Source organism: Vibrio sp. 070316B (assembly GCF_013114115.1).
Classification (GTDB): domain Bacteria; phylum Pseudomonadota; class Gammaproteobacteria; order Enterobacterales; family Vibrionaceae; genus Vibrio; species Vibrio chagasii_B.
Genome location: NZ_VTYC01000003.1, coordinates 45,899 through 71,753 on the forward strand (window position 1 = coordinate 45,899; position 25,855 = coordinate 71,753).

The window sequence follows — 25,855 nt, forward strand, 5'->3', positions numbered from 1 at the left end:
TGGCATTTTGAGAACAGGGCGTACTCGGAATGCAAAGTGAAGAAAGCAGAGCCACAATGAGTGAAAAATTTGATGTAATCGTGATTGGTGCGGGCGCCGCAGGCTTAATGTGTGCCGCGGAAGCTGGTAAACGCGGCCGACGAGTGCTGGTGGTTGATCATGCGAAAAAGCCAGGCAGAAAAATTTTAATCTCAGGTGGTGGCCGCTGTAACTTCACTAACTATGATGTGTCTGCGAATAACTTCCTGTGTAACAACCCTCACTTCGTGAAGTCAGCTTTATCTCAATACACCAACTGGGATTTTATCTCGATGGTGAGCAAGTACGGCATTGAGTTTGAAGAGCGCGACCACGGCCAGTTGTTCTGTGTAAATGACCACACCGCAAAAGACATCGTGAGCATGTTGCTTGATGAGTGTAAGCAAGTGAAAGTCGAACAGCGCTACCGATGCGATGTTCATTCCATTGAAAAGACCGATTCTGGCTTCAAAATGCACCTCAATACCGACCAAGTTGAGTGTGATTCACTGGTGGTAGCGACCGGTGGTTTGTCGATGCCTAAGCTGGGCGCCACGCCATTTGGCTACAAGATTGCCGAGCAGTTTGGTTTGTCTGTGATGCCAACTACGGCGGGCTTAGTGCCGTTTACGCTGCATAAAGAAGACAAAGAAGACTTCGCTGAGCTTTCTGGTATCGCGATTCCTGCGGAGATCACGGCGCAAGACGGTACCTTATTCAAAGAAGCGCTGCTGTTTACGCACCGTGGTCTATCTGGTCCTTCAGTATTGCAAATCTCTTCGTTCTGGAAAGCGGGTCAGTCGGTTTCGATTAATCTAGTACCTGAAGTCGATGTTGCTGAACTGCTGGCTAACTCTCGCGAGAAGCACCCAAATCAGAGCCTGAAAAACACCTTGGCGAAAGCACTGCCGAAGCGTTTTGTGGAAGTGTTGATTGACCGTAAAGAGCTGGAAGACAAACCGCTTAAGCAGTTCAACGAAAAGCAGCTTAATGGCATTGTTGAGCACCTAGAAAACTGGAAGATCGCACCCAATGGCACAGAGGGCTACCGCACTGCGGAAGTTACGCTCGGCGGTGTCGATACCGATCATTTATCTTCAAAAACCATGGAATGTAAGAACATCAAAGGCTTGTTCTTCGTTGGTGAGGTGATGGACGTAACTGGCTGGCTTGGTGGCTACAACTTCCAATGGTGTTGGTCGAGCGGCTTTGCGGCGGGCCAGTGGGTATAAGCGTTTCGCTTATTCATTAGTTCAGATTACATAAAAATGGCGAGTCATACGACTCGCTATTTTTGTATCTAGTTTAGAGTTAAAGGTAACTCAATTGATGGCTTTCGCGACCAATCGAGTATTTTCGCTCTTATTTACGCAGCTTTGTCTTTTGAGAATTTGATTTGTTGAATCACTAAGCCAGCAATAATCAGCACTAAACCAAACAGGGTTGATGGATGAATTTCTTCGCCGATAATGGTGGAAAGTAGCATCAAAGAGATAAAAGGTGATGCGAAAATTAGGTTACTGATGCGTGCTGTGTTGTTGGTGAGCTTCAATGCCGATAGCCACAACACAAAGGTAATTCCCATCTCAAACAGGCCAACGTAAGTCACCGCCATCCAACCTTTCGCCGTGATTTGGCTAAAGCTCTCGCCCTCGAAAATGGTTAAACCAATCGCAAAGGGTAGCGCCACTAAGAATCCAAGCAGTACGCCCACCACAGGATCAGCCTTGTTTTTGGTGTTAAGTATCCAGTAGCCCGCCCAAAGCAGGGTTGAAAGCAGCGCCAATGCGACGCCAAGTGGGCTATCGAACTGCATACCTAGTACATCGCCTTTGGTGGCAATAACTACCACACCCGCATAACTGAAGGTACAAGCCACCCAATCTTGCCTACGAATCTTTTGTCCCAGAAAAACCGCTGCCATCAGCGTTAGCGTGATAGCCCAGCTGTAGTTGATGGCTTGAGCTTGAGAAGCTGGCAACAGGTCGTAGGCTTTGAAGAGAATCAGGTAGTAGGCCAGTGGGTTAACCAAACCAAGCAGTAGGTAGTACCAAGGGTTTGAAAGGAACGTAGTACTCAGCTGAGAGAGCTTACCTTGGAAGGCGCAGACCGCGATCAGCGCAATCGACGACACAATGCTGGCAATGGTCAGCATTTGGATAGGTGAAAACTCAGCAAGGGTCAGCTTAAAAGCAGTAGCGACCGTTGACCACAGTAGCACTGCGGAAAGGCCAAAGCCCAAGGCACGACGTTCGTTCATGGCAACTCATTCTAATTGGGTGGGACAGAATACGGAGCGCTTAGTCTATCTGTCGAATTTTAATACGGCAAACTGGACATTTATCCAGTATCAAAATACCATTTAATGAGTTATTTCCAATTAGGCTAAATCATTATCATGCAATGGATTATCGAACATCAGGCAACGCTTATTGCTGCAATTTCTGGCGCACTCGTCAGTGGCGGCGTCGTGGGTTGGTGGGTTAAACAGAAACTCTCTTTTCAGCAGCGATTGCTCGAGCAGCAACTTGAGTCTGATCGTTTGTTGCATGAATCACAGCAGTCACAGCTCAAGTCCTCTCTGGCAGAGGCGCAACAAGAGCTCGATGAGCTAGATGATGAGCGAGACAAAGCCGCATTCGAGCTTAAACAAGCGCACGGCAAGGTGATGGCTGCGATGGAAAAGCTTCGCTATTTCGAAGCGGTCAAACAAGAACGCCAGCAGTACGCTGATGAGATCAATGTGTTGAAAGATCATAAATCTGAGTTGGAGGCTGAACTGCGTGAGCAAGAAGCAAGGCACGATCAAGAAAATCTTGCCAATAGCGAAAAGCTGCAATTGTTAGAGCAGGCTGAATCACGCCTGAAGCAGCAGTTTGAGCATCTTGCCAATCAGCTGTTTGAAACCAAAACCGCTAAGGTCGACCAACAAAACAAGCAGAGCCTAGAGGGGCTACTCTCACCGTTAAGAGAGCAATTAGAAGGCTTTAAGAAGCAGGTTAATGACAGCTTTAGCCAAGAAGCCAAAGAGCGTCACACCTTGGTGCATGAACTGAAGAATCTACAGCGCCTTAATGAAAGTATGACTCGCGAAGCGGTTAACCTGACTCAAGCGCTCAAGGGTGATAACAAGCAACAAGGTAACTGGGGTGAAGTAGTATTGGCTCGTGTGCTTGCTGAGTCTGGCCTGCGAGAAGGGCATGAGTACCAAACGCAAGTGAATCTACAAAACGATGCTGGTAAGCGTTATCAACCGGATGTGATTGTCCACTTGCCGCAAGATAAGCAAGTGGTCGTGGATTCAAAAATGGCGTTGGTTGCGTTTGAACGCTACTTCAATGCCGAAACCGATCAACAGCGTGATGCCGCATTGCGTGATCACTTGGTCTCACTGAGAGCGCACATCAAAGGACTGAGCCAGAAGGATTATCATCAGCTCAAAGGCATCCAAAGCTTGGATTACGTGTTGATGTTTATTCCGGTCGAGCCTGCATTCCAAGTGGCGATTCAGGCTGACCCTAGCTTGGTGAAAGACGCGATGGAGCAAAACATTATTTTGGTTAGCCCAACCACCTTGCTGGTGGCACTGCGTACCATTGATAACTTGTGGCGCAATGAAAGGCAAAACCAGAACGCTCAGGTGATTGCCGAACGCGCAAGCAAGCTTTACGACAAGCTACGCCTGTTTGTCGATGATATGGAAGGTCTTGGTAGCTCGCTAGATAGGGCGAACCAAAGCTACCAAGGCGCGATGAATAAGCTGGTAACAGGCCGAGGTAACGTGATTCGTCAGGCAGAAAGCTTCAAGCAATTAGGCGTTGAGGTGAAGAAACCTATCTCTATTGGCTTGGCAGAAATGGCGCAAAATGAGGCTTTTTCAGAAAATGCCTCCTTAGTAGAAAGACAACCCGCTGAGGATAAAGTAAACTAATCGGCCGCAGCGCCTCTAAACACAGAGCGTGCTGTCGATGAGAACTTACCATGGTAGATAACAGCATTATGGACACAAGCGTGCAGACAAATTCAGCAGTAGAGTCAGAAACCACACACTTTGGTTTCGAAACAGTCGCGAAAGACGAAAAAGTCGCGAAAGTAGCAGAGGTATTTCACTCTGTAGCCGCTAAATACGACATCATGAATGACTTAATGTCGGGTGGTGTTCACCGTTTGTGGAAACGATTCACGATTGATTGCAGTGGCGTTCGCCCTGGTCAGCGTATTCTAGACCTTGGTGGTGGTACTGGTGACCTGACGGCGAAATTCTCGCGCATCGTTGGTGAAAAAGGCCACGTAGTTCTTGCTGATATCAACAATTCAATGCTGAATGTTGGCCGCGATAAGCTGCGTGATAGCGGTATTGTCGGCAACGTACATTACGTACAAGCGAATGCTGAAGAGTTGCCTTTCCCAGACAACTACTTCGATTGCATTACTATCAGCTTCTGTCTGCGTAACGTAACCGATAAAGATAAAGCACTTCGTTCTATGTACCGCGTGCTTAAGCCGGGTGGGCGTCTATTGGTTCTAGAGTTTTCTAAGCCAGTGCTTGAGCCACTTTCTAAAGTGTACGATGCGTACTCATTCCACCTATTGCCAAAAATGGGTGAGCTGATTGCTAATGATGCAGACAGCTACCGTTACCTTGCAGAATCTATCCGCATGCACCCAGACCAAGAAACACTGGAAGGCATGATGCAAGAAGCCGGTTTTGAGAATACGAAATACTACAACCTAACGGGTGGCATTGTTGCGCTGCACCGAGGTTACAAGTTCTAGTTGAACTTGGTAGCAAGCGCTTTGAGCGTGTTAGATCGAAAATAAGAATAAAGATAGAACGGATAGGTTAAGGCTTATCCGTTTTCAAAGGTAAGGACAGTCATGCCATTTGATCCATTGGTAACCGCGGTTATTGAAACCTCTTTGAATACGTTAGTAAACGATGACCCAGCACTGGTTCGTCGTTTGTCTCGCTTAAAAGGGCAGATCATTCAAGTCAATTTGAAAGAGTTGAATAAAACACTTACGTTCGTTTTCAGCCAACAAATTGATGTGTTGTCAGAGTACGAAGGGCAACCGGATTGCTACTTATCTTTGAACCTATCCGTGTTACCTGAACTGCGTGAGCAATCGAATATCACTAAGCTTATCAAGCAAGATAAGTTGATTTTGGAAGGTGATATTCAGTTGGCACAGAAGTTTTCTCAGCTGATGACAGACTGCAAACCTGACTTGGAAGAGTGGTTGTCTCGCGTGACAGGTGATGTGGTGGCTCATACCTTGGTCCAAGGCGTTAAGAATGTTGGTGGCCTTGTGGCTAAGCAAGCGACCAAACATCAAAACCACTTCGCTCAAGTTCTGACTGAAGAGTGGAAGATCGCTCCAGCGCCATTAGAGGTGGCACATTTTTGCGATCAGGTTGACGACGTGAAAAGCTCAGCTGCACGCCTTGAAGCTAAGTTGAACGCTCTGTTGGAGAAAGCATGACCCCAACAGAACTGAAACGTCTTTATCATATTATCAAGGTACAGTTGGAATATGGCCTTGATGAATTGATGCCAGAGCACCAATTGACCAAAGCACCTCTGTTGGCGAGAAAGTCACTGTTTTGGATTAAGAACAAGCACAAAGATAAAGAGTTAGGGCATCGTCTACGTCTGGCTTTGCAAGAGCTAGGGCCTGTGTGGATCAAGTTTGGACAGATGATGTCGACACGTCGTGATCTGTTCCCCCCTCATATCGCTGACCAGTTGGCATTGCTGCAAGACCAAGTGGCGCCGTTTGATGGTGAACTGGCTAAGCAAGATATGGAGAAGGCACTGGGTGGCAGTTTAGACAACTGGTTTACTGACTTCGATATTACACCGCTTGCTTCAGCGTCTATTGCTCAGGTGCATACTGCGAAGTTAAAAGAGAACGGCCGAGAGGTAGTTCTGAAGGTAATTCGACCAGATATTCGCCCGGTGATTGATGCAGATCTAAAACTGATGCATCGAATGGCGAGTATAGTCGCTAAGTCGCTTCCTGAAGCACGTCGTTTAAGACCGGTTGAGGTGGTTCACGAGTACGAAAAAACCTTACTTGATGAATTGGACCTACGCCGAGAGGCTGCAAATGCCATTCAACTGCGTCGTAATTTTGAAGGCAGCGAAGAGCTATACGTTCCTGAGGTGATTCCTGATTTAAGCAGCGAAACCTTGATGGTATCAGAGCGTATTTACGGTATTCAGGTGTCGGATGTTGAGACCTTAAAAGCCAACGGCACTAACATGAAATTGTTGGCGGAACGTGGTGTGACAGTATTTTTCACCCAAGTGTTTCGAGACAGCTTTTTCCATGCCGACATGCACCCAGGGAACGTCTTCGTTAACCCTGAGAATCCAGACAACCCTCAATGGATTGGTCTCGATTGTGGCATTGTCGGCACACTCAACAGTGAAGATAAGCGTTATTTAGCTGAAAACTTGCTGGCTTTCTTCAACCGAGATTATCGTAAAGTCGCAGAACTGCACGTTGATTCGGGCTGGGTACCGCACGATACCAATGTGAACGATTTCGAGTTCGCGATCCGCATGGTGTGTGAGCCGATCTTTGCTAAGCCACTGGGTGAGATCTCATTTGGCCATGTGTTGCTAAACTTATTTAATACAGCAAGACGTTTCAACATGGAGGTTCAGCCTCAGTTGGTACTTCTGCAAAAGACCTTGTTGTATGTTGAAGGGTTAGGTCGTCAGTTGTATCCACAACTCGACTTGTGGGAAACAGCAAAGCCTTTCCTTGAAACTTGGATGATGAATCAGGTGGGGCCGCAAGCTGTGATTAACGCAGTGAAAGAGCGAGCGCCATTCTGGGCAGAAAAACTGCCAGAGCTGCCAGAGTTACTTTATGACAGCTTGCGCCAAGGTAAAGCGATGAACCACAGAATGGATCAGCTTTACCAAGGTTACCGAGAGAGTAAGCGTCAGCAAGCAACTGGAAAGTTTTTGTTTGGCGTTGGAGCCACTTTAGTCGTATGCTCCGCAATATTAGTTTCAAGCCCTTATGAGCAGCTATCTATGGGCTGTGGCATCGCAGGTGTCACATTTTGGCTGCTTAGTTGGCGAGCTTACCGTCGTTAGACAGTAGACTCTCTTTATATTTTTTTGTGTAGACAGACCCGAGGACAATGACAATGGGTGGTATCAGTATTTGGCAACTTCTAATCATTGCTGTAATTGTAATTTTGCTATTCGGAACGAAGAAACTGCGCGGTATGGGTGGTGACTTAGGTTCAGCGGTTAAAGGCTTCAAGAAAGCAATGAGCGATGATGAAAAGCCTGCAGACAAGAAAGACGCAGACTTCGAACCAAAGAATATTGAACAGCAGAAGACAGAAGCGACTGCTGAAACAAAGAAAGACAAAGAGCAGGCGTAAATCGTGTTTGATATCGGTTTTTGGGAACTGGTATTAATATCTGTCGTTGGGTTAGTGGTTCTAGGGCCTGAGCGTTTGCCTGTAGCAATTCGCAGTGTATCCAAGTTTGTGGGTGCGGCGAAAAGTATGGCAAACAGTGTGAAAGATGAACTTTCTCACGAGCTTAAGGTGCAAGAGCTACAAGAAAATCTACGCAAGGCGGAACAAATGGGTATGGAAGATTTATCTCCAGACCTTAAAGCGTCAGTCGATGAACTAAAGCAGGCCGCTGCTGAAGTTCAACGTCCATACGCTAAGCCTGAGTCTGATAAGCCAAGTGAGACTAAACCTAGTGTCACGGAAACTGTGGAATCTGAAACCATTCAGGTTAACAGTGAAGCTTCAGCACCGTCAGATAAAAAAGCCGAATAGTCTCGCAAGGAGGGGTCGCCAGATATACGCGGCTCCTTTTCGATCTTCCTGTTTAAGAGGTTTGAAATGTCTTCGACTGAGCAGACACAGCCTTTAATTAGCCATCTTCTAGAACTCCGTAATCGACTACTACGATCGATTCTTGCCGTTTTAGTGGTGTTTATCGGGCTAATTTATTTTGCTAATGATATTTATGAATTCGTATCAGCACCTTTGGTAGATCGCCTACCTGAAGGGGCGACGATGATCGCAACCGATGTTGCATCGCCATTTTTCACACCTTTAAAACTAACGTTAATTGCTGCTGTGTTTGTTGCGGTGCCGTTTATTTTGTATCAGGTGTGGGCTTTTGTGGCTCCGGGTTTATACAAGCATGAGAAGCGCTTGATCATGCCACTTTTGGCTTCAAGTTCTCTGTTGTTTTACTGTGGTGTGGCGTTCGCTTACTTCGTGGTATTCCCATTGGTATTCAGCTTCTTTACGGCTATCTCGTTAGGGCAGGTAGAGTTTGCGACGGACATATCGAGTTATCTTGATTTTGTACTCGCACTGTTCTTTGCTTTTGGTATTGCCTTTGAAGTACCAGTGGCGATTATCTTGTTGTGTTGGACGGGTGCAACGACACCTAAAGCGCTAGCCGAGAAGCGCCCTTACATTGTCGTGGGTGCTTTTATTATCGGTATGATGCTGACACCACCAGATATGATTTCTCAAACACTGTTGGCGATTCCAATGTGTATCCTGTTTGAGATCGGTCTGTTCTTCGCTCGCTTTTATGTGCGTAAGCCTGATGCTGATGAAGAAGAAGCGGAATCGTAAGTCAGAGCTCTGCAGCAAAAATCAAAGAATAAAAAAAGCGGCCCTAGGCCGCTTTTTTATTCTTCTTCGTTATCGAATTTTCAACTGATAGCCACAGTTCTGACATACATAGAGCTCTTTAATGCCCAAGACTTTATGCCATAGAGTTCGATGCTGACGTTGTAAGTATTGTGAGTGGTCACACATTATTAACTACCTCTATATGCAGGCGGTTGATAATATACATGTCACCCTGTTTTAACAAATGAATTTTATTGAAAACAATAGAAATTGGTTATCTATATTGTTTATAAATTAAACAATGATTTAGCGTTGGCTGTTGTGATTTTTTCAACCTCTTCTAGAGTGATGCCTCTTAGCTCTGCAATGCGCTTTGCGACTAACTCTGTGTACGCAGGTTCATTGCGTTTACCACGGTTTGGCGCTGGCGCTAAGTAAGGGCAGTCTGTTTCTAAGATAACGAAGTCCATATCAAGGTGTGGAATCACCTTATCCATACCTGAATTCTTAAAGGTCGAAACACCACCTAAACCAAGGTGGAAGCCGAGCGCATTGATCGCTTGAGCTTCTTCTAGGCTACTGCCAAAGCAGTGAAATACACCACGTAAGCTGCCGTCTTGTTCTTGTTTTAGCAGAGTCAGGGTCTCTTCTATTGAATCGCGAGTGTGGATCACCACCGGCAGGTCGAGCTCTTTTGCCCACTGCAGTTGGGTAACGAAAGCCATCTCTTGTTCGGCTTTAAAGGTTTTATCCCAGTAGAGGTCGATACCGATTTCACCCACTGCGATAAAGTCGCGTTTATCGAACCAAGCGCGAATGGTCTTTAGCGTTTCTTCAATATTTCCATCCACATAACAAGGGTGTAAGCCCATCATTGAACGACATACTTCCGGAAATTGAGCTTCCGTTGCTAGCATTGGCTCGATAGATTCTAGGTCGATGTTTGGTAGTAGAATCGTATCAATACCTTGAGCCAGTGCGCGCTGCACTACCTGTTCGCGGTCTTCATCGAATTCGCTAGCGTAAATATGAGCATGAGTGTCGATCATTGTTTTGTCCTGAATGCGGTCTTTACTGAGTTGCCATGAGTATACGGCAGTGTGAGGAGAAGGTCATTTTTTGCCATTTCTCCCTGTTTTTGAGTGGGTTTTATATTTTACTGCTAGCGTCCTGAGCCATCAGTGATATGCTTTTGCCTGTATTTAGCACTTTTCATATCTGAGTATTTCGGTACTTAGACTAGGCAAGGAGAATCTAGTGTCTGTTTCAATTCAAGGTCAATTCCCAGGTCGCCGTATGCGCCGTATGCGTAAGCACGACTTTAGCCGTCGCCTAATGGCAGAAAATCAATTGTCTGTGGATGATCTAATCTACCCAATGTTTATCCTAATGGGTAAAGACCGCCGCGAGCCTGTAGAGTCTATGCCGGGTGTTGAACGCCTGTCGATCGACCTTATGCTTGAGGAAGCGGATTACCTTTCTAAATTGGGTGTTCCTGCGATTGCTCTATTCCCAGTCGTGAACCAAGATGCTAAAAGCTTATGCGCGGCTGAAGCCCATAACTCTGAAGGTTTGGTTCAGCGTGCTGTACGTTCACTAAAAGAACATGTGCCGAACATTGGTGTTATCACAGATGTCGCGTTAGACCCGTTCACCACACATGGCCAAGATGGCATCATCGATGAAGATGGCTACGTGATGAATGATGAGACAACAGAGGTGCTGATCAAACAGGCACTGTCTCACGCTGAAGCGGGTGCCGACGTGGTTGCCCCATCGGACATGATGGATGGCCGTATCGGTAAGATTCGTGAAGCGTTAGAAGAAGCGGGTCACATTCACACTCAAATCATGGCGTACTCTGCGAAATACGCGTCGTGCTACTACGGCCCATTCCGTGATGCTGTCGGCAGTGCATCTAACCTGAAAGGTGGTAACAAGAAGAACTACCAGATGGATCCTGCAAACAGTGATGAAGCCATTCACGAAGTCGCTATGGACCTTAACGAAGGTGCGGACATGGTGATGGTTAAACCGGGCATGCCTTACCTAGATATCGTGCGCCGCGTGAAGCATGAGCTGCAAGCTCCGACGTATGCATACCAAGTGTCTGGCGAATACGCGATGCACAAAGCGGCGATTCAAAACGGCTGGCTGAAAGAGCGCGATACAGTTATGGAATCACTACTGTGCTTTAAGCGTGCTGGTGCGGATGGCATCCTAACTTACTTTGCTAAAGATGTCGCTGAGTGGCTAGCTGAAGACAATGCAAAGGCCGCAGAGCACCTAAGAGAAAAGTAACGACTTTAGGTTAAGCTAAAAGATTATTTAAAGGGTTGGCCGTCGTGCCAACCCTTTCGTTTATGAGGGGGGAAAGTATGTCAGTCATCGTACGTGAAGGCTCACTGGAAGAAGTGGTTTCGGTTGTTGAGCAGATTGACGAGTTTGCTCAAAAAGAGAGTGTGGCTTCTCTTTCACAACGCTTATCAGGCAAAAAGAGTTTGATTTTAGTCGCGGAAGAAGCGGGCGTGCTACTGGGTTTTAAGATCGGCTATGAATTGGAACCGAACACTTTTTACAGTTGGTTTGGTGGTGTATCGCCGCTCGCTAGAAACAAAGGAGTCGCACAGGCTCAATTAGATGTGCAAGAACAGTGGGTGAAACAACAAGGCTACCAACAACTCAAAGTGAAATCGCGTAATCAGTTTCCTGCTATGCTGCGCCTATTACTGAGGAATGGTTACCAAATCGAAAAACTGGAAGAAAAAGAGGATATTCGAGAGCATCGTATCCATTTCGTGAAGCAACTATCGGCATAAGTAACGTCTCGAATTCGTGGCATTAATCAGTCAAATGAAATTAAATGAGATTTATTATCATTTAGTAGTTGACTATTAAATGAGAATCATTATTATTAAATCTGTCTTAGGGAATGAGGAAATGTTCACAAGGATGTTAAGTAATCGAGTATCAACTTGGTTACCCAACAGAATTCTCGCGAACTTGTACTAAGTTCTTTTTGACACGACATTGCTCACATTGCTTCCAGTGTAATTTATAGCTTTTAGGTACAGCTGTGGTATTCAATTTGAATGGCTTTACCGGTTTTTGCTAGGCGACATCTTCGGGTGTCGCTTTTTTTATGCCTACCATTTCAACAAGATGCATATTTAGTGGCACGTATTTTTATGAATAAAACGCCATCAGCATTCTTTTCCACAACGCAAGATCTTAAAAAGATCGTTGATCATCTGTTCGATCTGTAAATTTTTACTTTATTTTCAATGGTTTGGTTGTGTTTTTTGCTCTATCTGTCTTAGTTCTCAACAGGGTGGATAAATAATATAAACAGAGTTATCCACAGAACGCCTGTGTCTAAGAACAAAAAATAACAACAAATTGATTATATCGAACACAACCGAGTGAACGGATACGGATCGACAACGTGGAATCCAACCAACAGACGTGGCATTCTTAACAGATAATTTCTGTACTTACTGGATACACAAACATTATGGCTCGTATTCCTGATAATCCATTGATTCTGATCGATGGCTCTTCTTACTTATATCGCGCGTTTCATGCTTACCCTGGCACCATGAGCAATGGTGATATCCCGACTAACGCGGTTTACGGTGTAGTTAACATGCTGCGCAGCATGATGCGTCAATTTGCTTCTGATCGTATTGCGGTTATTTTTGATGCAAAAGGAAAGACGTTCCGTGATGACATGTACCCAGAGTACAAGGCTAATCGTCCACCTATGCCGGATGATCTACGTTGTCAGATCGAACCTTTGCACAACGTGATTCGCGCAATGGGTCTACCACTTATCTCGATCCCAGGCGTTGAAGCGGATGATGTGATTGGTACGCTGGCTTCTCAAGCATCTAAAGCGGGCATGCCGGTTTTGATCAGTACTGGCGATAAAGATATGGCGCAGCTGGTTGATGACAACGTTACTTTGATCAATACCATGACCAACGTGGTGATGGATCGCGAAGGCGTGATAGAGAAGTTTGGCATCCCACCTGAGCTGATTATCGACTACCTTGCACTGATGGGCGATAAAGTGGATAACATTCCTGGCGTTCCAGGTGTTGGTGACAAAACAGCAACTGCTCTACTACAAGGCATTGGTAGCATCGAGAAGTTGTACCAGAACCTAGATGATATTGCAGCGCTTGGTTTCCGTGGTTCTAAGACGATGGCTAAGAAGCTTATCGACAATAAAGACAACGCTGAAATGTCTTACCAACTGGCGACGATTAAACTGGATGTTGAACTTGAAGAGACACCAGAGTCACTCGTAAAAACCCAACCAAACACCGATGAGCTAATTAAGCTATATGGTCAACTGGTCTTCAAATCTTGGCTGAATGAGCTTCTTGAGGGCGGTACTGGCGTAGTTGAAGCCGATGAGAAATCTGGCGCTGTACGTAGCAGTGGTGCATCGGCAACCTCAACCGTTGAAATGAATACTTCAGCAGTGACGATTGATCGTAGCAAGTACGAAACCATTCTTGATGAAGAGAGTTTCAACGCTTGGCTAGAGAAGTTGAAAGCGGCAGAGGTGTTTGCTTTTGATACTGAGACAGACAGCCTAGATTACATGGTGGCTAACTTGGTTGGCTTATCATTCGCAACCGAAGAAGGCGTTGCCGCTTACGTACCGGTTGCTCATGACTACCTAGACGCACCACAGCAACTGGATCGTGATTGGGTACTAGAACAGCTGAAACCGATTCTTGAAGATGATGCACAGGCTAAAGTGGGTCAAAACCTCAAGTACGATATGAGCGTTTTAGCGCGCTACGGTATTGAGATGAAAGGCATTAAGCATGACACCATGCTAGCGTCTTACGTTTTCAATAGCGTTGGCGGTAAACATGACATGGACAGCTTAGCGCTACGTTTCTTACAACACAGCTGCATCTCGTTTGAGCAGATTGCGGGCAAAGGTAAGAAACAACTGACGTTCAACCAGATTGAGTTGGGTGAAGCGTCTCCATATGCGGCTGAAGATGCTGACGTAACACTGCGTCTGCATAACCGCTTGATGGAAAATATCGAGCAAGATGAAAAGCTAAAAGCGATTTATGAAGAGATCGAAGTACCGCTGATTCCAGTCATGTCTCGCATTGAACGTACCGGTGTATTCGTCGATGACATGTTGCTAGGTGCACAGTCACAAGAGATTGCGGTTCGTCTTGATGAGTTAGAGCAAAAAGCTTACGAGATTGCCGAGCAAGAGTTCAACATGAACTCGCCGAAACAGCTGCAAGCGATTCTGTTTGAGAAAATGGGCCTGCCTGTTATCAAGAAAACGCCATCTGGCTCGCCTTCAACCAATGAAGAAGTACTACAGGAATTGGCGTTAGATTACCCGCTACCTAAGTTGATCATTGAGTATCGTGGTCTGGCGAAGCTGAAGTCTACTTACACAGACAAGCTGCCGAAGATGATCAATGCGGAAACGGGTCGTGTTCACACCTCGTATCATCAAGCGGTAACGGCGACAGGTCGTTTGTCTTCGACCGATCCAAACCTACAGAACATCCCAATTCGTAATGAAGAAGGTCGTCGTATTCGCCAAGCATTCGTTGCACAGCATGGTTGGAAGATTCTAGCGGTCGATTACTCTCAAATTGAATTGCGTATCATGGCGCATCTATCGGGAGATAAAGCGCTTCTGGAGGCATTCCAACAAGGAAAAGATATCCACGCGGCAACGGCAGCTGAGATCATTGGCGTTAATATTGAGGATGTGACTTCTGAGCAACGTCGTCGTGCTAAAGCGGTTAACTTCGGTCTTATCTACGGTATGAGTGCCTTTGGCTTGGCTAAGCAGCTCGGTATTCCTCGTGGTGAAGCGCAGCACTACATGGATACTTACTTCGAGCGCTACCCTGGTGTGATGCAGTACATGGAAGACACGCGTAGTGCTGCTTCAGAGCAGGGCTTCGTTGAAACCATTTATGGTCGTCGTCTGCACCTACCTGAAATCCAATCGCGTAACGGTATGCGTCGTAAGGCAGCTGAACGTGCGGCGATCAATGCGCCAATGCAAGGCACGGCGGCAGACATCATCAAGAAAGCGATGTTGTTGGTTGATGAGTGGATTCAAGCGGAAGGTGATGGTCGAGTTAAGCTACTGATGCAAGTACACGATGAATTGGTATTTGAAGTGGAAGAGTCATCTTTAGCCGAAATTGAAAGTAAAGTACAAGAATTGATGGAATCTGCTGCTGAGCTAGAAGTACCGTTGGTTGCGGAAGCTGGCCACGGTGACAACTGGGATCAAGCCCACTAATCAGTTTTTGACCTTATTGAGTAAATTAGTATGAGCCAGTGCACAAACACTGGCTTTTTTTTGTCTCAAATAAAGTTGGGTTGGGAAAAGAGTTTGGGTGTTTTAATAAAACATTCATGAAAAAAAACTACAAAAATTGTTTTCATTTCTGAGCAATTGTTGTACATTAAATCTCGTAGGGTACAGAGGTAAGATGTTCTATCTTTCAGACCTTTTGTTTCACGTTATTGGATTAGGCTGATTCAGCCGCCCCAGTCAGTATTTGACTGGGGCGTTTTTTCTTGTGCGAAAGAAAAATATTTCCACCCTACAACTCCCCTGAAAAACGCCCCATTTCTAGTTCTTTTATTACGCTTTTTACGTGTCTTCTTTCTCTCTTTCATTCGTGGTGAATTTGGAATTCAATCAGCAATTGGTAATTTAAATCCACACATAAAATGATTGTTTTATCATTTGAAATAACTTTTATTTTACAAGTTGCCGATAAAGGATTGATCGCTCGCGCCCTATTTATCAGTGCATTGAGTGGGTGAATGCTCAATGTAGTCCATGATTTTCTGTTGTTTCTCGGTGCTGTATTTCAGTGCTTCGGCGGTGATCTGGATGGATTGCGCCATCGAAGAGATATTGTTGGTCGCCTTTACCAAGGTTTGCTGCATTGGCTTCAAGATCAGTAGATAAATCGCGGTTAGGGCGATAATAATCACACCGACAACGGCAACCAACGCAATGATGATCTTGGTTTGGATATCATCGAGCAGCGTTTGGCTTGTCTGCTTAAAGGCAACGCGAGATTGGTCTAAGGCTTGTGGCAGTTGATGGAGCGAGGTCTTGGTTGTATCGGCAAGTTTGTTGATGCTTTCAACCGTTTGATTAAGCGCCAGTTGTTGCTCGTCGCTAAGATTAGGGTTATTAACGATGGCCTGCAGCGATTGTGATATTACCTCAAGAGACTCACTCGCATCTTGAGCGTATTTCTCCATACCATCTAAGTCTAAGGTCATATCAACGTTGATCAGCGGAGTTTCTGTTGTGTCTGCTTCAGAGGCGAACCCTGAAAATGAAACCATTATCAGTGCCATTGTGACTAGGGGTATTTTCCACATGAGTGTTCCTTTCTCATTGTACTGTTTATAAAAGTTTGTCTTTTAGTATGGTTCACTTCTGTTGTTTGTAACGGGTTTATCTTGCTTTTTATTCTCGGTTTTTGAGTTTAAACCGCTAATTTATAGACAAAAAAATACCCCACCTATATAAGGCAGGGTATTGATAAGGTGCGATCTGTTGAAGTCGCGATCGATTCGCTATGTGCTCCCTCTATATATAGAGGTTACTCTGAATCGTTGTGCTCTTCGTTTTCTAGCTCGTCGATGAGTTGTTCAGCAAGCGCTGGAGCAAACCATTCATCCATCTTGTTACGCAGTTGGTCAACACCAATGCCTTTCAATGAAGAGAATACGTCAACGGCGACATCACCACCGAAAGACTCTGCATCTTTGCGAATCTTCAGCAGCTGTGCTTTACGCGCGCCTTGTTTCAGCTTGTCGGCCTTAGTTAGCAGTACTTGTACTGGAATACGGCTATCAATGGCCCAGAAAATCATTTGTTGGTCTAGGTCTTTCATCGGGTGGCGAATGTCCATCAATACCACCAAACCTTTTAACGATTCACGTTTTTGTAGGTATTCACCTAGCGACTTCTGCCACTTTTTCTTCATCTCAAGCGGTACTTGAGCAAAACCGTATCCAGGTAAATCGACGATATGACAACCGTCCGTTACCTTAAATAGGTTAATAAGCTGAGTTCGACCAGGTGTTTTACTGGTTTTCGCTAAGCTTTTTTGGTTGGTAACGCGATTTAGCGCGCTAGATTTACCAGCATTGGAGCGTCCTGCAAACGCAATTTCGATCCCTTCGTCTTCTGGTAAGTGACGAATATCAGGTGCACTGGTAATGAAATGCGTGTTTTGATAATGAATTTTTACGCTCACTGTTAACTCCATCTCGACTTTGTGTAGTCGATTGATTACTTTTTTGTGAATTTGTGTAAAATAACCGTGCTCGGCATAAGGTCGCCTATTGTACCATGAGTGGCAACATAGAGTGGTACTGGAAGCTTGATAATTATAATGGAATGTCATGAAGAAATTAGCGCTAATTTTGAGTCTTTTAGCCAGCTGCTCAGTATGGGCTCAAGGTAGTATTGAAGCTGGTAAAGCCAAATCACAAACATGTGTTGCCTGCCACAGTGCTGACGGCAACAGTCTGATCACTCAGTACCCTAAGTTGGCTGGTCAACATGAGAAGTACCTAGAGAAGCAGTTAAAGGAGCTTAAGCTAGGTATGACGAGTGGTGGTAAGCAAGGTCGTTATGAACCTGTAATGGGTGCAATGGCGATGCCTTTATCTGAAGAAGATATGGCTGACCTAGCGGCATACTACGCATCTCTACCTATCTCTAACAACTCTACACCTGAAAACGTAGTTGATGAAGGTAAGGTACTTTACACAGCGGGCAACGCAGAGCGCGGCCTAACAGCGTGTATCGCTTGTCACGGCCCTCGTGGTAACGGCACCGAGCTGTCAGGTTTCCCTAAAATTTCAGGTCAACACGCAGAATACATCAAGGCTCAACTTGAAAAATTCCGCGATGGTAGCCGTAATAACGACATGAATGCGATGATGCGTGATGTAGCTAAAAAGTTAACAGACGCAGAAATTGATACCTTATCGAAGTACGTTGGTGGTCTACACTAATTTGTCGGTTTCTCGCTCTTAGCCAGAGTGAAGAAATGTACGTTCGAGCGAGATTGAAGAAGACGCCCTGATCAGAAATGATTGGGGCGTTTTCTTTTTTAAGTGCTGTTTAATAGATATTAGTGATGCTTTGTCTTTTTATGTCTAATTTATCTATGTGTGATCAATTTGTGTGCGAAAGTGTGAAGTCGCACTATTGTAGTCTTTTTGTAACACGGTAAAGTAACCGCCATCAGCTAGGAGCTGACTTAGATATGGATGATCATCTAGTCTAACGGTATAGACAGAAACGGATCAGGCTAGGACAGCCCAGCAACAAGGTGTTAGAAAAGGATAGCCAAAACTCATCAGGACGATGAACAACAAACAAATTTGGCATGGAAAGCACCAATAACAAATGGAGATTTGTGTACCAAGTTGAGTATGCAAATTTTGGCCGATATAGGCAGATTTAGAGAGCGATAGGTTTTCCTATCGCTTTTTTTATTGATTTGATGAAAAAACACCCAATACCTCTCCACTATAAACGCAGTTTCTGGTATGTTTCGCATCCCTGTTTAAGGATGTGCTATGTATACTTGTCCCTTATGCCATCACCATGGCGTGAATCACTATTTTGAAGACAAACGCAGAGCCTATCTGCAGTGTCAGCAATGTGAGCTGGTATTTGTAAAACCAGATCAAAGGTTAGAAGCAAACGAAGAGAAAGCGCACTATGATCTTCATGAGAACGATCCCAGTGATGCTGGTTATCGCCGCTTTTTATCTCGCATCGCGGATCCATTAACAGACAAAATTTCATCTAACTCACACGGGTTGGATTTTGGTTGTGGCCCAGGCCCCACGCTATCTATTATGTTAGAAGAAGCCGGACACACCATGGAGTTATACGATATTTACTACCACCCAGAAACTTCTGTGCTGGAGAAAACGTATGACTTTATGACTGCCACCGAGGTGATAGAACATCTTTACCACCCAGATAAGGTGTGGCAGCAATGGTTGAATTTAGTTAAGCCCAAGGGCTGGATTGGTCTGATGACCAAGCTAGTAATAGACGTGGACGCGTTTGCTGGTTGGCACTATAAGAATGACCCGACACATGTCGTCTTCTTTAGTCGTCAAACATTCCAGTTTTTGGCTGAGCGGGATAAGCTCGAACTCGAATTTATTGGAAATGATGTAATTTTACTGAGGAAGACCCAGTAATGAGCCGTAGTAAAAAATCTAGAAAGCCGGGAGCATATGGTGCTCCTGAAGTTATCGTTACTCGTAACCGTAGCGAATCTGACGTTGAAGGCCGTGAACGTAAGCGTATTAAAAAGCGCAAGGGCCTAAAATCGGGTAGCCGCCACTCAGATGGTAGCGAAGCAAAACAGCGTAAAGCTGCACAAGATCGCGACCCACGTTTAGGTAGCAAGAAAAAAATCCCACTGATCGTTGAACCAGTGAAGAAGCTGACTAAGCAAGAGCGTAAGCTATCTAACGAGCAAGAGTTAGAGATGCTTGAGAATGATCCACAGCTGAACACACTACTAGACCGTATCGAAAATGGTGAAAACCTAGGTGCTGGTCTACAGAAGTTCGTTGATGAGAAGCTTGATCGCATTGAGCACCTAATGGGCCGTTTAGGTTTGCTAGAGCCAGAAGACGATGAAGAAGAAATCTTCGAAGAAGCACCCGTTGTATCGAAAAAGAAAGCAAGCTCTGACGAAGACTTGTTATCTCAGTTCGAAGACATCGACTTAGACAGCTTTAAAGGTTAATAGCCAATGAACGTAACCTTATTAGCAATTGCTGGTGGAATTATCATTCTCGGCTTGGGCTCTTACGCAGGTTACCTTCTACTTCAAGTGAAGAAGCAGACGGAGTTGCAAAAGCAGCATCAAGCACTAGCGATTGAAAAACGTAACGCGACGATTTACGAAAACGTAAATACTTTGTGTCTTGCGGGTATTCAAGGCCAGTGTGATTTGCCTGAGATCAGTATCCGAGTGTGTATCATCATGGATAATGTTCAGGGAGATGAGCGTGTCGACCTTGACGCAGAATATCCGGCCCTTTCCGAGCTGTACCATATTGTTAAAGATATGGCGCGCGGAGAAGAAAGGCAGGAACTGACAAAGAAAGAGCGCATGCAGCAGAATCTCACACGCCACAAGGCCGAGACTCGCTTGAACGATGCAGTCATCGAAGATTTGAAAAGGTTGCAAGAGAAGGTTAAGCCTCTTAATAACCAAATCAACATCCAGATGATCTAGTCACTAAGACTATTAAATATAGAGGCTTGTTTACTACCGGTGTTTTTAAGATGAATTATCTTTAACCCGAGAGCTAAATGAGCCTTCTTACCTTTTGCGCCTCTGTATTCCGGTGCATTGTTAGTGATCAAGCTAGCAGTTCTGAGTTTTTATCTAGAAAATGGATTTTGTCTTGAAACGACCTTACAGGTCGTGTGGCAAAATAACCCGTCTATATTTTAATGTATGTAAATTGATTTGAGAGAGCCTACGTTCTCGCGGATCTAAATTGGAAGTACCGCTATGTCGAGCAAGCCAGTAACAACGAATCAGCAAATCGTTTGGGACCAAGAAATCTTAAACAAGTACAACTATTCGGGACCTCGTTACACTTCATACCCAACTGCGTTGGAGTTCCATGAAGCGTTTACCGTCTCTGATTACGACATGGCGTGTACGCAATACCCAGAGCGTCCACTGTCGCTTTACGTGCATATCCCGTTCTGCCATAAGCTTTGTTACTACTGTGGTTGTAACAAGGTGATTACTCGTCACTCGCACAAAGCGGACGAGTACCTAGATGTGATTGAGCATGAAATCCGCCAACGTGCTTCTTTATTGAATGGTCGCGAAGTGACTCAATTGCACTTCGGCGGTGGTACACCAACCTTCCTAAGCAAGACACAAATCACGCGTCTAATGATGATTCTACGTGATGAGTTTAACTTCACTGCTGACGCTGAGATCAGCATCGAGGTTGACCCACGTGAGATTGAACTCGATGTGCTGGATCACCTGCGCAACGAAGGCTTCAACCGCCTGAGTATCGGTGTTCAAGATTTCAATAAAGAAGTGCAAAAGCTGGTTAATCGTGAGCAAGATGAAGAGTTCATCGTCGCTATGGTTCAGCGTGCTAAAGAGCTTGGCTTCCGTTCAACGAACCTAGATTTGATTTACGGCCTACCGAAGCAGACTCAAGCATTGTTCGCTGAAACGCTGAAGCAAGTGCTTGAGATGAAACCGGGTCGTCTATCGGTATTTAACTACGCTCACATGCCACAACTGTTTGCGGCGCAGCGTAAGATTAAAGATGAAGACCTGCCAAAAGCTGAAGAGAAGATGGCGATCTTGCAAGATACTATCGAGACGCTAACGGGTGCTGGTTACCAGTTTATCGGTATGGACCATTTCGCACTTCCTGAAGATGAGCTAGCAGTGGCGCAGCGTGAAGGTGTGTTGCACCGTAATTTCCAAGGCTACACGACTCAGGGCGAATGTGACCTAGTAGGTTTTGGTGTGTCGGCTATCTCTATGGTGGGTGACTCTTACGCGCAAAACCAAAAAGAGCTGAAGAAATACTACGCTCAAGTGAATGACCTTCGCCATGCGCTTTGGAAAGGTGTAGCACTCGATAACGATGATTTACTGCGTCGTGAAGTGATTAAGCAGCTGATCTGTAACTTCAAACTCGACAAGACGATGATCGAATCTGAGTTTGCTGTTGATTTTAATCGCTACTTCAAAGAAGACTTAGAGCTTCTGCAAACCTTCATCAACGATGACTTGGTTGAGGTAGACGACAAGGAAATCCGTGTAACGCTTCGTGGTCGTCTGTTGATTCGTAACATCTGTATGTGTTTCGATAAATACTTGCGTGCTAAGGCTCGCCAACAGCAGTTCTCTCGAGTTATCTAATTACTCGCTCGAGAATAAAAACATAAAAAATGCCAGCATCACGCTGGCATTTTTGTATTCGACTTACTCTAATCTTAGCTTGCTTAGGCAGTAGTCTGTTTGCGGCCTTGTTTAGCGTTAGCAAGATCAGTCGGCCATTGGTCAAACGGCACCGGGCGACTGTATAGGAAGCCTTGCGCCTGCGGACATTGTAGCTGTTTAAGCAAGTCAGCTTGCTGCTGAGTCTCAACCCCTTCAGCGACTAAGCTAACCTTGAAGCCTTTGGTGATATTGACGATAGCGGCAACAATTGAGCTGTCTAGGTTCTCTTTATCGAGCTTGCTGACGAAGCTGCGGTCGATCTTAAGGCAGTCGAATGGCAGTTTTTGTAGGTAGGCCAGCGACGAATATCCGGTACCAAAATCATCAATCGCAATTGAGATACCTAATGCTTTGAGTGTCAGCATGTTGTCGATGACCGTTGGGTCGTTGTCGACGATTCGCGATTCGGTGATCTCCAAGGTGAGGTTCTTCGCTGGTAGCTTGGTCTCACTCAGAGTCTTCTTCACTAAATCAATGAACCCATTCTCACTAAGCTGGTCAACTGAGAGATTAACGTGAATAGAGAAGTCTTCACTCCACTTGCCTGACTCGATTGCGATAGCCGTATCTCGGCAAGACTTGTGCAGGATCTGCTTACCTATGTCGTAGATAAGGCCGCTCTCCTCGGCAAGAGGAATAAACTCTAATGGTGAGATAATGCCTTCATCTGTTACCCAACGCGCTAGCGCTTCAGCCCCTATGGTTGAGCCTGATTCGAGATCGATGATTGGCTGATAAAATGGTTCGAACTGTTGAAGGTCGATCGCTTTATTGAGACGCGCCAACATCTTGGTTCTATGCCTAGAAGCGTTCCCCATTTCCGGGCTGTAGATACTGACGCGGGCTTTGTCTTGCTTGGCGTTGCTCAATGCAATGCTGCTATTGCGAAGCCACACAGCAATATCTTGATCGTTGGATACATGGACAATACCGATAGAGACTTTGACAACCACACTCTCAGACTCCATCGCAAACGGAGAGGCGAAGGTCTGCAGTAGGCGATTTGCCAGCAGCTGAACGTCACTCTCTTGAGTGACGCTTGGTGCGTAGATAGCAAACTCATCACCACCAGTACGAGCCAGTAGATACTCTGATGGCAGCATGCCTCGTAAGCGCGCTGCCGATATGATCAACAGTTGGTCGCCATTGTAATGACCAAGGCTGTCATTGATGTCGCGGAAGCGGTCTATACCTACCAAGAAAAGCGTGCCTTTATCGTTTCCTACACTTTTCTTGGCTGCATCGATAAAGCCCTCTCTGCTATAGAGCTTAGTGAGCGAATCATAAGTCAGCTGAGACTGAAGCTGCTTGAATGAGGTTTTCAAGTTGCTGGCCATCTCATTGAACGCTTCGACCAACATACTGGTTTCATAGATATTGCCAGACCTTGGCATGCTACTGTCCCAGTCACCGTTGGCAAGGCGCTTTGCAGCATCAGCGGTGGAGGTAATTGGCTGGGTTACTCGGTTAAAGGCAATTAAACCTAGGATGATGCCAATGCAGCTTAGTGCGAGTCCAATCAACCAGCTATTTCTTTGACTTTCAGGCAGTTCACCAAGCAGATTAGTTTCTGGGATCGACATGCCGATAAACCAAGTAATGCCGTATTCATCTTGATAAGGCGTTATTTGATTGAAGTACTGCTCGCCATCTAGGGTAAACCTGAAGCGTTGGACGCCCATATTTTCAATCAAGTGCTGCTGGTCAACGTAGCTGGCGCTCTCTCGTATCACAGGGTTAGCACTCTCGATGGCCAATAAGCGTTGGCCTTTATGTGTTTTTCCTGTCCCCCAAGAAACCACACTGCCACTACCTGAGTGGGCAACCAAGCGTTGCTGCTGATCGATGATGTAAACCGACGCATCGGTTTTTTCTTTCAGTTCTCTCAAGAATGCGTTGAAGGTGTTGATCTTGATATCGCTAACGATAACTGCTTTGAACTCGTTGTCGTCATAGATAGGAGCAAGAGCTGAAAGGGTGATCTCTTGGCGTTCGTCCGCGTTGGCATAGATTGGAGACCATGACGGCTGTTTGTCATTGACCACTGGGCGATACCAAGGACGAACTCTAGGATCGTATCCGGAAATGACCGAGCGAATATCGTCACTGATCTTACTGCCGCGATAGATAACCAGCTGATCTTGAGTGCGGTCATCTTGGAGCATTAAGGTATAGCCGTTGTTGGCCTCTTTACGAAAACCGATATAGTTACCGTCTTCTGAACCAAAGCCGATCACATCTAATTGAGGGACGGCTGTGAAATGGTCAGAAAACTTATAAAGGATGTAGTCTTGAACCTGACTCAGGTTTCCGGGCTGATAAAGCTTGTGATAGCCGATGTTCTGACTGAGCGAGAGATTGGCGTGAAATGGCCTTTCTAAGAATTCGGCCAGGCTTTTGTGAACGTTATCTGTGAGTGATGTTAGCTGACGTGCACTAATATCACTCACCATCTCTTTGTAGCTTTGCTTTTGAGTGAAAACCATTACGCCCATAGTGCACAGAAAAATCAACACGAAGGGCAGAACCACAGCGGTTCTCAATGTAATTTGTGTTTTCAAAGACATCGTTAGCTACAACTTTGGTGAATAGTGTACTGTAATTGTACCGACACTATTCAAACCAAGCGACACTTTTTTGGTTAAAAAGTAGCTGCATCGAGAGTCATATAAGGCCTAGTACAGTTCTTTGAGTTTACGAGTTAGGGTGTTTCTTCCCCAGCCCAAAACCTTGGCTGCGTCTTGTTTGTGACCATTGGTATGGTTGAGTGCAGCCTCTAGCAGTATACGTTCAAATTCCGGAAGAGCATAAGTGAGCAGCTCTTTTTCTCCTGAATCAAGCGCACATTTTGCCCAATTAGCAAGTAGCTGCTGCCAGTTATCTCCAGTACCTGATGGTGTGGCGGTTTTTTCTTCCAATAGCTCCGGTGGTAGGTCTGAAGGAAGGATTTCACTACCGCTCGCCATCACGGTCAGCCAACGACAAATGTTCTCTAGTTGACGAACGTTACCTGGCCAATTTAGCTGGTTCAGCTTGATTATGGTTTCTGGGTGCAGTGTTTTTACTTCCACACCCAACTCTTCAGCCGCTGAGGCTAGGAAGTGATGAGTCAACTTTTCGATATCTTGTTTACGTTCACGTAGGGCAGGAATGTGAATCCGAATAACGTTGAGTCGGTGGAACAAATCTTCACGGAAATCGCCTTCATGCACTAGTCGCTCTAGATCTTGGTGGGTTGCAGCAACGATACGAACGTCTACCTTAACTGCAGAGTGACCGCCGACACGATAGAACTGACCATCAGAAAGTACACGCAACAAACGAGTTTGAATATCGAGTGGCATGTCGCCTATCTCATCCAGAAATAGGGTGCCGCCGTTGGCTTGTTCAAAGCGTCCTTGGCGAACGCTGTTAGCGCCGGTAAAGGCACCTTTCTCGTGACCAAACAGTTCGGATTCGATGAGGTCTTTCGGTATTGCCGCCATATTGAGAGCGATGAAAGGCTTCTTTGCTCTTGGGCTATGACGATGCAAAGCGTGAGCAACCAACTCTTTACCGGTACCCGACTCACCATTAATCAGTACTGATATTGATGAGCGAGACAGACGACCAATAGCACGAAATACCTCCTGCATTGCCGGAGCTTCACCAATGATCTCTGGCGCATTGGTCTCTTCAGAGGCCTCACTGGCTTGTTCGCGCTTCTGCTCTTGGCTGTGGGCGATCGCTCGTTCTACGAGCGTGAGCGTTTCATCGATATCAAATGGCTTAGGCAGATATTCAAAGGCACCTTTTTGATAAGCATTGACTGCAGCATCTAAGTCGGAGTGCGCCGTCATGATGATCACCGGGAGGTCGGGAGAGCGCTGATGCACTTGATGCAATAGTTCGATCCCGTCAATGCCGGGCATGCGGATATCAGACACCAGTACATCGGGTGTCTCGCGTTCAAGAGCAAGCAGGACGCTCTCGGCATCAGCAAATGTTTCACACTTTATATCCGCAGACGAAAGTGTTTTCTCTACTACCCAGCGGATAGAGCTGTCGTCATCGACGACCCAAACGTATCCCTTACTCATAATTCAATTCCTTTGCAGCCAAATCTATTGTG

22 protein-coding genes are annotated in these 25,855 nt (G+C 45.7%); 16 read left to right on the forward strand and 6 right to left on the reverse strand.

The window, feature by feature from the left end; genetic code table 11:
• Positions 1-56 precede the first annotated feature (56 nt).
• On the forward strand, positions 57-1,250 hold the full coding sequence (locus F0251_RS04170; protein ID WP_171730391.1) for an NAD(P)/FAD-dependent oxidoreductase: 1,194 nt from the start codon (positions 57-59) through the stop codon (positions 1,248-1,250).
• A gap of 134 nt (positions 1,251-1,384) precedes the next feature.
• On the opposite strand, the gene F0251_RS04175 is transcribed toward F0251_RS04170, so the two are convergent.
• Positions 1,385-2,278, reverse strand: coding sequence for a DMT family transporter (locus F0251_RS04175; protein WP_171730392.1), 894 nt, complete (start codon positions 2,276-2,278; stop codon positions 1,385-1,387).
• A 138-nt stretch (positions 2,279-2,416) separates the two neighbouring features.
• Between F0251_RS04175 and rmuC the strand changes: the two genes are divergently transcribed.
• The 7 genes from rmuC (at position 2,417) to tatC (ending at position 8,659) form a co-directional block, all read left to right on the forward strand.
• Positions 2,417-3,949, forward strand: a complete 1,533-nt coding sequence (gene rmuC / locus F0251_RS04180; protein ID WP_061033092.1) for a DNA recombination protein RmuC — start codon at positions 2,417-2,419, stop codon at positions 3,947-3,949.
• Between the two features lie 65 nt (positions 3,950-4,014).
• Positions 4,015-4,794 carry a bifunctional demethylmenaquinone methyltransferase/2-methoxy-6-polyprenyl-1,4-benzoquinol methylase UbiE gene (gene ubiE, locus F0251_RS04185; protein ID WP_032554326.1) on the forward strand — a complete coding sequence of 260 codons (780 nt, stop codon included), beginning with the start codon at positions 4,015-4,017 and terminating at the stop codon, positions 4,792-4,794.
• Between the two features lie 102 nt (positions 4,795-4,896).
• Entirely contained in the window at positions 4,897-5,502 is a 606-nt protein-coding gene (locus F0251_RS04190; RefSeq protein WP_004740977.1) for an SCP2 domain-containing protein, read from the forward strand.
• Positions 5,499-7,133: a ubiquinone biosynthesis regulatory protein kinase UbiB gene (gene ubiB, locus F0251_RS04195; protein WP_102425552.1), complete on the forward strand. Its 1,635-nt coding sequence runs from the start codon at positions 5,499-5,501 to the stop codon at positions 7,131-7,133. Before F0251_RS04190 ends, ubiB begins: the two co-directional genes overlap by 4 nt.
• Before the next feature lie 53 nt (positions 7,134-7,186).
• Positions 7,187-7,429: a Sec-independent protein translocase subunit TatA gene (gene tatA / locus F0251_RS04200; RefSeq protein ID WP_008218506.1), complete on the forward strand. Its 243-nt coding sequence runs from the start codon at positions 7,187-7,189 to the stop codon at positions 7,427-7,429.
• 3 nt (positions 7,430-7,432) lie between these two features.
• Entirely contained in the window at positions 7,433-7,840 is a 408-nt protein-coding gene (tatB, locus tag F0251_RS04205; RefSeq protein WP_061033095.1) for a Sec-independent protein translocase protein TatB, read from the forward strand.
• 66 nt (positions 7,841-7,906) lie between these two features.
• Positions 7,907-8,659 (forward strand): twin-arginine translocase subunit TatC, encoded by a 753-nt coding sequence (gene tatC / locus F0251_RS04210; protein WP_102425553.1) that lies wholly within the window; start codon positions 7,907-7,909, stop codon positions 8,657-8,659.
• Between the two features lie 287 nt (positions 8,660-8,946).
• On the opposite strand, the gene F0251_RS04215 is transcribed toward tatC, so the two are convergent.
• Complete coding sequence (locus tag F0251_RS04215) at positions 8,947-9,708, reverse strand: TatD family hydrolase (protein ID WP_008218500.1); 762 nt, start codon at positions 9,706-9,708, stop codon at positions 8,947-8,949.
• Positions 9,709-9,916: 208 nt separating this feature from the next.
• Between F0251_RS04215 and hemB the strand changes: the two genes are divergently transcribed.
• The 3 genes from hemB to polA all read left to right on the forward strand — a co-directional run bounded on the left by hemB (position 9,917) and on the right by polA (position 14,972).
• Positions 9,917-10,960, forward strand: coding sequence for a porphobilinogen synthase (gene hemB / locus F0251_RS04220; RefSeq protein WP_004741486.1), 1,044 nt, complete (start codon positions 9,917-9,919; stop codon positions 10,958-10,960).
• Positions 10,961-11,037: 77 nt separating this feature from the next.
• Positions 11,038-11,478, forward strand: a complete 441-nt coding sequence (locus F0251_RS04225) for a GNAT family N-acetyltransferase (RefSeq protein ID WP_061033097.1) — start codon at positions 11,038-11,040, stop codon at positions 11,476-11,478.
• A gap of 695 nt (positions 11,479-12,173) precedes the next feature.
• A complete protein-coding gene (gene polA / locus F0251_RS04230) occupies positions 12,174-14,972 on the forward strand; it encodes a DNA polymerase I (protein ID WP_105057726.1) in 2,799 nt (932 codons plus the stop codon).
• A 506-nt stretch (positions 14,973-15,478) separates the two neighbouring features.
• Here the strand turns inward: polA and F0251_RS04235 are convergent.
• Both F0251_RS04235 and yihA read right to left on the reverse strand, forming a co-directional pair.
• Positions 15,479-16,078, reverse strand: coding sequence for a GTP-binding protein (locus F0251_RS04235; protein ID WP_171730393.1), 600 nt, complete (start codon positions 16,076-16,078; stop codon positions 15,479-15,481).
• A gap of 224 nt (positions 16,079-16,302) precedes the next feature.
• Positions 16,303-16,962 carry a ribosome biogenesis GTP-binding protein YihA/YsxC gene (yihA, locus tag F0251_RS04240; protein ID WP_032498332.1) on the reverse strand — a complete coding sequence of 220 codons (660 nt, stop codon included), beginning with the start codon at positions 16,960-16,962 and terminating at the stop codon, positions 16,303-16,305.
• A 148-nt stretch (positions 16,963-17,110) separates the two neighbouring features.
• Here yihA and F0251_RS04245 point away from each other — a divergent pair, with 148 nt between their 5' ends.
• The 5 genes from F0251_RS04245 to hemN all read left to right on the forward strand — a co-directional run bounded on the left by F0251_RS04245 (position 17,111) and on the right by hemN (position 21,663).
• A complete protein-coding gene (locus F0251_RS04245; RefSeq protein ID WP_171730394.1) occupies positions 17,111-17,728 on the forward strand; it encodes a cytochrome c in 618 nt (205 codons plus the stop codon).
• Positions 17,729-18,298: 570 nt separating this feature from the next.
• Positions 18,299-18,937: a class I SAM-dependent methyltransferase gene (locus F0251_RS04250; protein WP_032498331.1), complete on the forward strand. Its 639-nt coding sequence runs from the start codon at positions 18,299-18,301 to the stop codon at positions 18,935-18,937.
• The gene (gene yihI / locus F0251_RS04255; RefSeq protein ID WP_008218484.1) at positions 18,937-19,494 is read left to right on the forward strand and encodes a Der GTPase-activating protein YihI; all 558 of its coding nucleotides are present in this window, start codon (positions 18,937-18,939) and stop codon (positions 19,492-19,494) included. Before F0251_RS04250 ends, yihI begins: the two co-directional genes overlap by 1 nt.
• A gap of 6 nt (positions 19,495-19,500) precedes the next feature.
• Positions 19,501-19,989 carry a DUF2489 domain-containing protein gene (locus tag F0251_RS04260; RefSeq protein ID WP_008218483.1) on the forward strand — a complete coding sequence of 163 codons (489 nt, stop codon included), beginning with the start codon at positions 19,501-19,503 and terminating at the stop codon, positions 19,987-19,989.
• A gap of 282 nt (positions 19,990-20,271) precedes the next feature.
• A complete protein-coding gene (hemN, locus tag F0251_RS04265) occupies positions 20,272-21,663 on the forward strand; it encodes an oxygen-independent coproporphyrinogen III oxidase (RefSeq protein ID WP_008218481.1) in 1,392 nt (463 codons plus the stop codon).
• Positions 21,664-21,746: 83 nt separating this feature from the next.
• On the opposite strand, the gene F0251_RS04270 is transcribed toward hemN, so the two are convergent.
• Both F0251_RS04270 and glnG read right to left on the reverse strand, forming a co-directional pair.
• The gene (locus F0251_RS04270; RefSeq protein ID WP_171730395.1) at positions 21,747-24,311 is read right to left on the reverse strand and encodes an EAL domain-containing protein; all 2,565 of its coding nucleotides are present in this window, start codon (positions 24,309-24,311) and stop codon (positions 21,747-21,749) included.
• Positions 24,312-24,419: 108 nt separating this feature from the next.
• Positions 24,420-25,823, reverse strand: a complete 1,404-nt coding sequence (gene glnG / locus F0251_RS04275) for a nitrogen regulation protein NR(I) (protein ID WP_061033102.1) — start codon at positions 25,821-25,823, stop codon at positions 24,420-24,422.
• Positions 25,824-25,855: the final 32 nt, after the last annotated feature.